Below are 12737 nucleotides of genomic sequence, written 5' to 3' on the forward strand. Positions count from 1 at the left end.
AATGAGTCAAGAATTTAAGGAAAAACAGTCTATAACGCAATCAGAGCAAGGCGGTATGATCGCATTGTTTATTCGGAGACCAGTTTTCACTTTTGTTGTGAACGCTATGATCATGATTGCAGGATTTGCTGCATGGATGAATGTTGATGTACGTGAATTGCCAGATGTTGATACTCCAGTAACGACGATTATGACAATTTTCTCTGGTGCATCGGCAGAAACAGTTGATCGTGAGATTACAAAAGTTATAGAAGATGCTGTTGCTCGTGTTTCAGGGGTTAAAACGATTTCTTCAACTTCTTCTTTTGGTCGTTCCCGTGTGCAAATTAATTTTAATGTTGGTGTCGATTTAAATGTTGCAGCATCTGATATTCGTGATGCCATTTCTCGTATTGCTTACTCTCTACCCGAAGATGCAGATTCACCTTTAATTATTAAAGCAGATTCAAATGCTGCTTCAATGATGTATTTAGTTGTGACTTCATCAACAATGAGTATTGATGATTTAACAACGGTTGTAAATGATCAGATTGTTGATGCGCTTTCTGCTGTTGATGGTGTTGGTGATGTGCAAGTTGATAATGCTCGTACAAAGATTTTTCAGATTGATGTTGATCAAGTTAAGCTTGCTAGCTATGGATTGACTGTATCAGATATTTCGCGTGTTCTTGCTGATATGACAGTTGATGCTCCTGTAGGATCATTGCGCAATTCTATACAAACTTTAATTGTACGTGCGACTGCTCGTTTGACAACGCCTGAAGCTTTTGAACAAGTTTTTTTAAAACCTCATGTACGACTTGGAGATATTGCTCATGTCACTTTATCCCCTGATGTAGAAACAGTTATTCTTCGTATTAATGGGAAGACAGGGATAGGGATGGGGATTGTGCGCAAAGCCCAATCTAATACCCTTAATATTTCTGAAGGTGTTCGTGCAGTTCTTGAAAATCTTAAAATTGTTCTGCCTTCCTCTGTGCAGATGAGTATTCTTAGTGATGATGCTATTTTTATTAAAAGTGCTCTTCATGAAGTTAAGATTACCTTAGTTATCGCTATATTGAGTGTTATTTTAGTTCTTTTTCTTTTTCTTAGAGATATTCGTGTAACACTTATTCCTGTGTTATCTATTCCAGTTACTCTTATTGGGACAATTGCAGCGATTTATCTTGCAGGTTTTTCATTGAATATTCTGACGTTTTTAGGACTTATTTTGGCCACGGGGCTTGTTGTGGATGATGCAATTGTTGTTCTAGAGAATATTGTGCGATGGCGCAATATAGGATTAGGATCTCGATCAGCGGCAGTAGTAGGAACGCGAGAAGTATTTTTTGCTGTTTTAGCAACGACATTGACTTTGGTTGCTGTTTTTGTACCTATTTCTTTTCTTCCTGGGCAGGTTGGAGGACTTTTTAAAGAATTCGGTTTTGTTTTGGCTATTTCTATTTTGCTTTCTTCAGTTGTTGCTTTGACACTTTGTCCCATGCTTGCTTCACGCTTTTTTAGAAAAGATGTTGAAAAAAATAGAGGAGCGTATTGTTTTGTTCTTTTGGATAAATTGGGTGCTTTTTTTAGTAGAAGTTATGCTTATAGTTTACATAAATGTTTAGAACGTCCTTGGACTGTCATATTGGTCTCACTTATTTTTGCAGGCTTTTGTTTTGGAGGCTATATGAAATTAAAACAGGAGCTAACACCAGAAGAAGATAGGGCAGTTGTCCTTCTGGTTATTAATGGACCACAAGGGATTTCAGTGCAATATTTGAATGAGCAGGTGAAACAGATTGAAGCGAGCTTAGAGCCTTTACGCGATTCTGGTGAAATTATTAATAGCTACTCTATCGCTGGAATTGGTGGTTCACCTAATAGTGCTTTTCTCGTTTTGTTGCTTTCGTCTTGGGATCAGCGTTCTCGAGGTCAGCAAGAAATTGTGAAAGATATTAATAGGAGGGTTAAGGAATTTCCGGCAGTAATTGTATTTGCAGCTCAAGGTAACTCATTGGGGATCCGAGGAACTGGTCAAGGATTACAATTTGCAATCCTTGGGGATGATTATACAAAATTACAATCCACTGCTGGTGAGCTTATTAAAATTTTGCAGGCTGATGCACGTTTCGTTCGTCCACGGCTTACGGTAGATGCAACACAACCACAATTTTTTATTGAAATTAATCGAGAGAAAGCTTCTGATTTAGGTATTGATATCACCAATTTGAGTAATACGCTACAAGCAATGTTAGATGGAAGAAAAATTGGTTCCATTTATGTAGATGATCATTCTTATGATGTTAAACTAACATCGCGTAAGAGTCCTATTAATAATCCTGCTGATTTGGAGAATATCTTTTTTAAAACTACAGATAATAAATATGTTCCTTTATCAGTTATTGCAGATTTGCATGAAAAAGCTATTGCGCCTCAGTTGAAACGGGAAAAACGTATGAGTGCTGTTGTTTTGAGTGCTGGTCTTGCTCCAGGTGTTTCTTTGGGAAATGCGTATCAAATTATACAGGATATCGCTTCTCCTTTATTATTGGAAGGAAATTATATTGTTCCTTTGGGGGAAGCTGAGACATTTAGTGAAACATCTTCTGGTTTTATGATTGTTTTTGGTATTGCCTTTGTGATTATTTTATTAGTTTTAGCTGCACAATTTGAGAGTTTTATTTCAGGTTTTATTATAATGGCTACTGTACCGTTAGGAATCGGTTGTGCTATAATTGCTATGCTTTTTAGCGGTGTTAGTCTAAATGTTTATAGTCAAATTGGTTTGATTTTATTGGTTGGAGTTATGGCCAAAAATGGTATTCTGATTGTTGAATTTGCAGATCAGTTACGTGATCAAGGTAAAAGCGTGTGTGAAGCTGTAGAAGATGCATCGAATATTCGTCTTCGTCCAGTGTGTATGACGATGATTTGCGCTATCTTAGGAGGAATTCCTTTAGTTTTAGCAAAAGGTGCTGGTGCAGAAGCACGTATAGCTTTAGGGTGGGTTATTGTTGGTGGTTTAGGTTTAGCAACGATTTTTACTCTTTATGTGACACCAGTTGTTTATCTCTTACTTGGACGTTTTATACAACCAAAAACAGAAAACGAGATGCGTTTAAAAAAGAACTCAGCCAAATTGAATGACTTTTCTTAAATAAAAGGTTAATAGATTTTTTAAGTTTTTATTTAAAGATATCATTGTAATATTTTATCTTTTTCGTTTTATCGCTTTGTTTTTTGAATGGGCAACAAGAATGAATTAAATAAGTTGGATAGTTCTCTGTCTTGTTATCGATGTTTAAAACTCTATTATCAATTGGTTATGGAGATATAATTGATAATTCGTAATGAAAAAGCTTTTAAGCAAGCTTTGAGAGCATTAAAACAGCATCTTATAAAAGATGGAGTTTGTGATATTCGTCAACTCTTTGCACAAGATGCGCAACGTTTTGCTCATTTTTCTCTAAGACTTGATGATCTTCTTTTTGATTTTTCAAAATGCGGTGTGACATTTAATACGTTGCAACTTTTGGATAATCTTGCTATTGCGGCAGATGTATTAGGCTGGCGCAAAGCGATGTTTTCTGGTGAAGTTATTAATATAACTGAAAAGCGCTCAGCTCTTCACGTTGCATTACGTTTCTCTTCTGATGAAATTTTTATGTTAGGCGGACGTGATATTGTTCGAGATATCCAAGCTGTTTTTGCTCATATGGAAACATTTTCTAAAATGGTTCGCGATGGTAGCTATAAGGGAAGCAGTGGTGAGAGGATACTTGATGTTGTAAATATTGGTATTGGAGGCTCTGATCTTGGGCCTGCAATGGTGACTAGTGCTTTGAAACCATATCATGATGGTCCGCGTTGCCATTTTGTTTCTAATATTGATAGTGCGCACATTTCTGATATTCTTACTGATTTAAATCCAGCGACGACGTTATTTATTGTTGCTTCTAAAACTTTTACTACCATTGAGACAATGGTTAATGCTCATGTTGCACGTCAGTGGATCAGTGCACATTTAGGTAAGGAAGCAATAAGAAGGCATTTCGTTGCTGTATCAAGTACAGTCGATAAAGTGATAGAATTTGGTATAGATTCATCAAAAATTTTTAAATTTTGGGATTGGGTAGGGGGACGTTATTCAGTTTGGTCAGCAATTGGTCTTGTTATTATGTTAGCAATAGGTGCTCAGAATTTTCGTCAATTTCTCAAAGGCGCTCAGCAGATGGATCAACATTTTAAGAGTGCACCTTTACATCAGAATATTCCTATTCGGTTTGCTCTTTTAGGATTCTGGCATCGTATTGTTTGTGGTTATACATCGCGAGCTGTTATTCCTTATGCGCAGCGTTTAGAGCGTTTTCCAGCTTATTTACAGCAGCTTGATATGGAATCAAATGGCAAACAGGTTTTTTTGGATGGTAAACCAATGAATTTTCCAAGTGGACCAGTTGTTTGGGGTTCTTCAGGAACAAATGGACAACATGCTTTTTTTCAATTTTTACATCAAGGAACAGATGTTGTTCCTGTAGAATTTATTCTATTTGTAAAAGGGCATGAGCCAAATTTATGCCATATGCATGATATACTGGTGGCTAATTGTTTAGCACAGTCAGAAGCTTTGATGAGGGGCCGTAATATTGAAGAAGTACGACACACTATTCGTGGAGTTGACGATACTGAAGTAAATGATTTAGCGCTTCATAAAAGTTGTAAAGGAAACCGGCCCAATCTTATATTCCTCCAAGATCTATTAACGCCTTTTACGCTTGGTCGTTTAATTGCACTTTATGAGCATCGTGTTTTTGTTGAAGGTATTTTGATGAACATTAATTCATTTGATCAATGGGGTGTTGAGTTTGGCAAAGAGCTAGCAAATGAATTATTACCAATGATTTGTGAGGAAAATAAAAGTAACGACCATGATAGTTCAACATTAGGATTATTAGCCTATATTCAAGAAAAGCGTATTAAATAAAGAAGTTTTTGCATTTAATTTACTGTGCATTTAATGTGAAAGTCTTTTAGAGGTCAGTTATCAAATTTATGGAGCTATAACGTAGAAAAAAATAGAGAAAATATATAAAATCAATCCTCAAACTATATAATTATTTTACATTAATTGTATTAGCATAGAGTATTTTTTCAGGAAAAGCATTCAAAAGAGTATACTTACTCTTTTTAATTTATAATGTTGATTTGGTATATTATAAATTTTAAAAAGTAGACAAAATCACTAAATCTAATAAATTATGCACTCAATAATATATATCTTTATTCACATTAGCCAACAACGTTAAAAAATTATATCATCATCTAATCAGAGATTTATATTCTGAAACCCTTTTTCTGTGTGCTGAGGCAGATATATTTTTATTAAGCCATGGTAATGTAACCAAATTTTTTTCAAATCTCTCAAAAATAGTTTCATTTTTTTTGTTAACAATTTCATTTTCAGACCCTGGATTTTTTTGCACATACGTCTCAAGACGTCTTAAACTTTGCGTGTGTTTATAAAAGCTTACTGGAAGATATTTGTCCAAAACATCATGAGATAAACGGGTGCTTCTGTCCCATTTACCTTCAATATTATCTATATGTAATTTTTTTAATTTATCAGATTGAAGATAAAGCTTTTTTGCGAGAGACAGACTAAAAATTCCACATTCAGACATACTTCGTTGAATATTCATTTCCACCATAGAAAAATAAATACTCGAAGGTAATCGAGTTTCTATGATTGTTTGCATTTTTGCTCCTAGAAGCGCTGGTTTTATAAGATTAAAGCTTACCGGTTCAAATAATATCAGGGATATTTTGTTATTGAGAGTTTGATGATCAACTACTCCAAAATGGAATTGATTATTTGCTCCTACATTAATCATATATCTAGAAGACTGAATCCCTTTCTTAATTGTTTTTTTGAATGGTGAAACGAAGTCTATAGGTTCTTTAATCAATGTAAGATTCATCTCTGGATATTTATTGTTTGCCTGCTTTACCAAGGCAGGCATCATTTTAAAATCTATTCGTGCGTACTCTGTATTATAAAATCGATTACTCTCGATATCATCCTCTAAAGCTGTAATAATATTTTCTAGCGATGTACTACTAAAGTCGCATTCATCTTCAGTTTTAGTGTTAGGTAAACCAATAGCATTTTTTATTGTACTTAATAAGTTCCACATCAACTACTCTCCTATAAGAACAGAATTTGAACATTAACACCATTACTGTGACTAAATTATGCTACGTATCATTTTTTTCCTAAAAAGAAATGAGATAAAATCAATGCTTTGAATCTAAGATGTTTTTATGAAAAATTTTGAATGTGCGATCTAAACTAAAATGATCAGCAACATTAAAAAAATGATATCATTATCTTCAAAGCTTTATATTCGGAAATTTTCTTTCTGTGTATTGAAACAAATATAGTTTTATTATTACCTAGCTATAGTGAAATTTTTGTTGGTATTACCATTGTGTTTGTCTCACAAACTTTTAAAGTTGCTTATTAGTAAACAATTTTTTCAGCAAAATGGAAATTAGTAGATGAAAAAAAATCTAATGATAGCAGTAATGGTATTTTTTAGTTTATTTGGAGCATTAGCAAGAACTTTTTTACACTGTTGTTAAAGGAAATGTAAAATCCTATTCTCCCAAATTAAAAATATCACTATATTATGTCAAAGTACTTGGTGCCCAAAAGAGGATTCGAACCTCCACGCCTTGTGGCACAGATACCTGAAATCTGCGCGTCTACCAATTTCGCCATTTGGGCAAAGAAATTCATCTAAGCCTATGAAATATATTCTGTCAATGTATTTATAGAATTATCGATTAATTGAAACTATTAAAGATTTTACTGATGAAATCAACGTATGTAAAAAAATAATAATTAATCGAAAAGTTTTTACGAATATATCATTCAAGCAATATAATAACAAAATCTAAGAATTAGATTATTAAAAAACATATTGAGAATAATTCCCAGAAATTATAAATTTATTCTTATAGCTATTTATTGTCAAAACAATAATATATCTCTCACTAATTTTTACAAAGAGCAATTAAAATTGGAGAAAAATGAGTGAATATGGAAGATCAATTAATCAATGCTAGAAGCTTAGCTGATCGATTAAGTTACTACGCAAATATACGTGATTATATACAAAATATGAATAATTATATCCCAAAGATTTATGACTACACCTATCCTATCCTATCCTATCCTATCCTATCCTATCCTATCCTAACTTATGGTTATACCTATTCTGATGATATGACACTAAAAAATAAATATGGAATGAAAGGTAAAGATTTTGAGAAGAGATATAAATCTGATTTAGCGGCAGCGATTGTTAATCTACGACAAGAACCGCTACCCGAAAAGTTTGATTCTTCTTATTTAAAATATATTCACCAGCGTTTGTATGAAAAGACGTTTGAATGGGCTGGATGTACTTGTGATACTCCATTTACATTTTCAGATGGCACAGTTACTAAGGTGCCAGTCAGTAATAAAATTAAAGAAGGCTTAGAAAGAATCGATCAAACATTTGCCGAGAAGAATAATTTGCAGGGCTTTTCGCGTGAAGAATTTATTCAAGAAGCATCGACGATGTTTGCTTTGCTTAATAATATACATCCTTTTATAGTTGGCAATAAATATGCACAAAGAATATTTTTTGAACAACTGGCGGAGGCTGCGGGTCATAAGCTTGATTTTTCAGTTGTGACAGAAAGACGTATGCGGTTTGCTATTAATGCAGCGTTACCAAGTGATGGCAAAGATATAGATGATATAAGTCCTATGCACCATCTTTTTGAAGATATCTCCAATCCAGAAAAAGTGGTCGTTTTAAAGGAATTTATGACATACATGAGAGAGATGGATATTATCTCTTTTTTAGAGATGCAAAATAAGCTTATTGTCATGCCCAATGAGGGGGAGACATATACAGGGATTTATAAAGGTTGTAGTCTAGATTCCATTATGCTCATGGTGAAAGGAAGTTATGTTTTATGTCAAAAAGATTATCTTTCACCAGCAACAGTAAAGGCATTACGACTTGATGATAAGTTTACTTTTACGGCTTCAATGTCAAAGGGCTTTGAAAATATTCTTCTTCCAGAAGAAAAGTTATCTTCTTTAACGGAGAAAGAAATTGTTGGGAGAATTATAAAAAATTCTTCTGTCAAAAAGTGTCGAAGAGAAATCGAGGGTTTATCAAAAATTGTCTATGGCAATTCGAGAATAGTGAACGACTATATGGATCTGATTAACATGGATTCAAGTTTGGGTGAACATCATGTCAGAAATGTTATGAATTTTCCTCAAGTTGCTTCTAAGTTTTCAGGTATTAAAATATTAGGTCTGAAAACTAAGAAACGCAAGCAAGCTGAAGCGAATGTTTCAGATCTTAGTAAAAAAATAGATGATTATATAAATGTTGTCATCTCTACTAGGGAAAGCATTATTCAAGAGCATCAATTAGTACAAGAACGTTACCAACAAGTTTTAAAAATGCCTAGCCAAGCAGTGCGAGATATTCTTAATTTACCGAAGGAAGATCGGATGACAATCTTAAATGCTGATCCTTCACTTTACAAAGAAGTTGAAGATTTTGTGAATAGAGTCAAGGTTCGTTTTTCACCGAGTGAACATAATGCAATTGGTAAGAATCGTTATGAACAACTTGCTCAAAGTGTTGGCATATCAGTAAATAAAGCGAAGCAAATTTCGGATATAACCAAGAAAGTTCAGGAAATATGCATGCAAGCCAGAGCATTGAAGGTTAGTGATGTGAGAGTAAAACCTGCAGTTCATTTGGCGGTGTGAGGTTTTGCATTTTTATGTGAGAGGAGAACTGTTTTGGAAAGCATTAAAATACTTGTACTCATCAAGATTTTGATAATTTAAGGTACAATGATTTCTTTTGATTTAATTGTTGAGTCAGTGTTGAATTCGTAAATAATAGGAATTCCAGTTTCTAATTCTTGCGACATGATTTCTTCATTATTTAGGCCTTCAAGGTGCATAATAAGAGCACGAAGAGAATTGCCATGTGCTACGATTAGAACAGTTTTAGAGCATAAAATATGAGGTTGAATATGATAAAGATAATAAGGCCAAACGCGTGCACCGGTATCACGCAGGCTCTCTCCATTAGGAGGGGCAATGGTATAAGAACGACGCCAAATATGCACCTGTTTGTCTCCCCATTTTTGACGTGCTTCATCTTTATTTAAACCGGATAAATCACCATAATCGCGTTCATTCAATGCTGTGTTTTTCACTAAGTGAAGGTTTGATTGTCCTAGTTGTTCTAAGATGTGTTCTGCAGTTTTTTGTGCTCGCTGCAAAGCAGATGTATAAACGATATCAAATTTAAATCCAGCTGCTTTTAGATTTTGTCCTGCTGTTATTGCTTCTGTATGACCTTTTTCTGTCAAAGCTGGATTTTTCCAACCAGTGAAACGATTAGTTAGATTCCATTCACTTTGTCCATGACGAATTAATACAAGTGTACGTCCCATGGTAAACTTCCTATGATCACTGTTGATTATAACAATTAATCTTTTAATCCTAGAACATCAATCATTGAATAAAGACCCTTTTTGCGTTCTTTTGCCCATAGTGCTGCTTTTAATGCACCGTTAGCAAAAATAGAACGTTTCTGCGCTATGTGTGAAAGAACGATGCGTTCATTAAAACCTGCAAAAGTAACACTGTGATCACCAATAACTGTCCCTCCTCGTGAGCAGGTGAAACCAATAGTGCCTTTTTTGCGTTTACCTGTATAGCGATTGCGTTCGCTAATATTGACATCGTTGAGTTTAACATTGCGTCCTTTAGCTGCTGCATTTCCAAGAAGAAGGGCTGTACCAGAAGGAGCATCAACTTTTTCGGCATGATGCATTTCATAAATTTCAATATCAAAATCGTTAGCTTCTAATGCTTGAGCTGCTTTTTTCACGAGATTAGCTAAAAGATTAATGCCGAGACTCATATTCCCGGATTTGACAATAGTTGTATGTTTTGCAAAAGCAGCAATTTGCATTTCCTCTTTTTTGCTGAATCCAGTTGTTCCAATAATGTGTATAAGACCTTTTTGGGCAGCGTAATCTGCATAAACGATGCTAGCTTGTGGCTGAGAAAAGTCCAGAATACATTCTGCATTAGAAAAGGCATTTTCAAGATCATCAGTGATGGGAATTTTAAGTAAGTTTGAACCAATCAATATGCTGGCATCTTCTCCTACAAAAGGTGATCCTTTGCGTACGATTGCAGCGCTCAGCTTTACATCTTGCCTGTATTGCAGAGCTGTAATTAGTTCTCGCCCCATTTTTCCATTAGCACCAACAACTGCAAGGCGCATATTTCTCTCCTTATGACATTTGATTGTTAAAATTATAGGCAAATTCTCTTTTTTTCCAACTGTTCTTTATTTATATAAGTGAACAACTTATTTTGCATTGTTTTATTATAAATTTATAATCTGTTTATTTTCGTATTTCGTCATTTTGTAGTTACAATGACTGCTCTAAACTTACTCTTGCAATATCACTAATTCAGTTGAAGAAGAAGAGGAACTTTCTTTTGATACCAGAGAGGCAGGAGTATAGGCTAAGTATAAGAATTTGCATAAAAAGTGTAAAATATTTTAAATTAGTTATAATATTTATGCATTAGAACCAGACCGAAGCGGGAAAGTCATATCTAGTTTAACGATTAAGAATTTTTTAATCATTTATATGATCGATAATACTTATCTTAATTTGCTTGGAAACATGTCTAAAAGATCAAGTTATAAAGATTTAAGTAACATGATAAAATCTAGAATAGCTATTTATTGTCAAAACAATAATATATCTCTCACTAATTTTTACAAAGAGCAATTAAAATTGGAGAAAAATGAGTGAATATGGAAGATCAATTAATCAATGCTAGAAGCTTAGCTGATCGATTAAGTTACTACGCAAATACACGTGATTATATACAAAATATGAATAATTATATCCCAAAGATTTATGGACTACACCTATCCTGTCCTATTCTAACTTATGGTTATACCTATTCTGATGGTATGACACTAAAAAATAAATATGGAATGAAAGGTAAAGATTTTGAGAAGAGATATAAATCTGATTTAGCGGCAGCGATTGTTAATCTACGACAAGAACCGCTACCCGAAAAGTTTGATTCTTCTTATTTAAAATATATTCACCAGCGTTTGTATGAAAAGACGTTTGAATGGGCTGGATGTACTTGTGATACTCCATTTACATTTTCAGATGGCACAGTTACTAAGGTGCCAGTCAGTAATAAAATTAAAGAAGGCTTAGAAAGAATCGATCAAACATTTGCCGAGAAGAATAATTTGCAGGGCTTTTCGCGTGAAGAATTTATTCAAGAAGCATCGACGATGTTTGCTTTGCTTAATAATATACATCCTTTTATAGTTGGCAATAAATATGCACAAAGAATATTTTTTGAACAACTGGCGGAGGCTGCGGGTCATAAGCTTGATTTTTCAGTTGTGACAGAAAGACGTATGCGGTTTGCTATTAATGCAGCGTTACCAAGTGATGGCAAAGATATAGATGATATAAGTCCTATGCACCATCTTTTTGAAGATATCTCCAATCCAGAAAAAGTGGTCGTTTTAAAGGAATTTATGACATACATGAGAGAGATGGATATTATCTCTTTTTTAGAGATGCAAAATAAGCTTATTGTCATGCCCAATGAGGGGGAGACATATACAGGGATTTATAAAGGTTGTAGTCTAGATTCCATTATGCTCATGGTGAAAGGAAGTTATGTTTTATGTCAAAAAGATTATCTTTCACCAGCAACAGTAAAGGCATTACGACTTGATGATAAGTTTACTTTTACGGCTTCAATGTCAAAGGGCTTTGAAAATATTCTTCTTCCAGAAGAAAAGTTATCTTCTTTAACGGAGAAAGAAATTGTTGGGAGAATTATAAAAAATTCTTCTGTCAAAAAGTGTCGAAGAGAAATCGAGGGTTTATCAAAAATTGTCTATGGCAATTCGAGAATAGTGAACGACTATATGGATCTGATTAACATGGATTCAAGTTTGGGTGAACATCATGTCAGAAATGTTATGAATTTTCCTCAAGTTGCTTCTAAGTTTTCAGGTATTAAAATATTAGGTCTGAAAACTAAGAAACGCAAGCAAGCTGAAGCGAATGTTTCAGATCTTAGTAAAAAAATAGATGATTATATAAATGTTGTCATCTCTACTAGGGAAAGCATTATTCAAGAGCATCAATTAGTACAAGAACGTTACCAACAAGTTTTAAAAATGCCTAGCCAAGCAGTGCGAGATATTCTTAATTTACCGAAGGAAGATCGGATGACAATCTTAAATGCTGATCCTTCACTTTACAAAGAAGTTGAAGATTTTGTGAATAGAGTCAAGGTTCGTTTTTCACCGAGTGAACATAATGCAATTGGTAAGAATCGTTATGAACAACTTGCTCAAAGTGTTGGCATATCAGTAAATAAAGCGAAGCAAATTTCGGATATAACCAAGAAAGTTCAGGAAATATGCATGCAAGCCAGAGCATTGAAGGTTAGTGATGTGAGAGTAAAACCTGCAGTTCATTTGGCGGTGTGAGGTTTTGCATTTTTATGTGAGAGGAGAACTGTTTTGGAAAGCATTAAAATACTTGTACTCATCAAGATTTTGATAATTTAAGGTACAATGATTTCT

At 34.1% G+C, this 12737-nt stretch carries 7 protein-coding genes and 1 tRNA gene; 4 read left to right on the plus strand and 4 right to left on the minus strand.

Translation table 11 applies throughout. The features are described 5' to 3' along the window. The first annotated feature begins 1 nt into the window (after window position 1). Entirely contained in the window at window positions 2–3142 is a 3141-nt protein-coding gene (locus tag BJB63x_RS00570; RefSeq protein WP_078718557.1) for an efflux RND transporter permease subunit, read from the plus strand. Between the two features lie 183 nt (window positions 3143–3325). Beyond that, window positions 3326–4969 (plus strand): glucose-6-phosphate isomerase, encoded by a 1644-nt coding sequence (pgi, locus tag BJB63x_RS00575; RefSeq protein ID WP_078719494.1) that lies wholly within the window; start codon window positions 3326–3328, stop codon window positions 4967–4969. 334 nt (window positions 4970–5303) lie between these two features. Here the strand turns inward: pgi and BJB63x_RS00580 are convergent, their stop codons facing one another. Both BJB63x_RS00580 and BJB63x_RS00585 read right to left on the minus strand, forming a co-directional pair. Further along, window positions 5304–6179: a YopJ/AvrA family T3SS effector serine/threonine acetyltransferase gene (locus BJB63x_RS00580; protein ID WP_078718558.1), complete on the minus strand. Its 876-nt coding sequence runs from the start codon at window positions 6177–6179 to the stop codon at window positions 5304–5306. Between the two features lie 508 nt (window positions 6180–6687). Then, window positions 6688–6772, minus strand: a tRNA-Leu gene (locus BJB63x_RS00585). A 315-nt stretch (window positions 6773–7087) separates the two neighbouring features. Between BJB63x_RS00585 and BJB63x_RS00590 the strand changes: the two genes are divergently transcribed. Then, complete coding sequence (locus BJB63x_RS00590; RefSeq protein WP_236823857.1) at window positions 7088–8833, plus strand: BID domain-containing T4SS effector; 1746 nt, start codon at window positions 7088–7090, stop codon at window positions 8831–8833. 77 nt (window positions 8834–8910) lie between these two features. Here BJB63x_RS00590 and BJB63x_RS00595 read toward each other — a convergent pair whose 3' ends face one another. Then, window positions 8911–9531: a 2,3-bisphosphoglycerate-dependent phosphoglycerate mutase gene (locus tag BJB63x_RS00595; RefSeq protein WP_078718560.1), complete on the minus strand. Its 621-nt coding sequence runs from the start codon at window positions 9529–9531 to the stop codon at window positions 8911–8913. Between the two features lie 35 nt (window positions 9532–9566). Continuing rightward, window positions 9567–10373 (minus strand): 4-hydroxy-tetrahydrodipicolinate reductase, encoded by an 807-nt coding sequence (gene dapB / locus BJB63x_RS00600; RefSeq protein WP_078718561.1) that lies wholly within the window; start codon window positions 10371–10373, stop codon window positions 9567–9569. Window positions 10374–10919: 546 nt separating this feature from the next. On the opposite strand from dapB, the gene BJB63x_RS00605 reads away from it, so the two are divergent. Continuing rightward, on the plus strand, window positions 10920–12641 hold the full coding sequence (locus BJB63x_RS00605; RefSeq protein WP_236823858.1) for a BID domain-containing T4SS effector: 1722 nt from the start codon (window positions 10920–10922) through the stop codon (window positions 12639–12641). Window positions 12642–12737: the final 96 nt, after the last annotated feature.

It is taken from the genome of Bartonella sp. JB63, assembly GCF_002022665.1.
GTDB lineage: Bacteria > Pseudomonadota > Alphaproteobacteria > Rhizobiales > Rhizobiaceae > Bartonella.

Excerpts from the sequence above, each read along its gene's own strand:
- BJB63x_RS00570 (WP_078718557.1), top strand. The coding sequence starts at position 2 with ATGAGTCAAGAATTTAAGGAAAAACAGTCTATAACGCAATCAGAGCAA.
- BJB63x_RS00580 (WP_078718558.1), bottom strand. The coding sequence starts at position 6,179 with ATGTGGAACTTATTAAGTACAATAAAAAATGCTATTGGTTTACCTAAC.
- BJB63x_RS00590 (WP_236823857.1), top strand. The coding sequence starts at position 7,088 with ATGGAAGATCAATTAATCAATGCTAGAAGCTTAGCTGATCGATTAAGT.
- BJB63x_RS00595 (WP_078718560.1), bottom strand. The coding sequence starts at position 9,531 with ATGGGACGTACACTTGTATTAATTCGTCATGGACAAAGTGAATGGAAT.
- dapB (WP_078718561.1), bottom strand. The coding sequence starts at position 10,373 with ATGCGCCTTGCAGTTGTTGGTGCTAATGGAAAAATGGGGCGAGAACTA.
- BJB63x_RS00605 (WP_236823858.1), top strand. The coding sequence starts at position 10,920 with ATGGAAGATCAATTAATCAATGCTAGAAGCTTAGCTGATCGATTAAGT.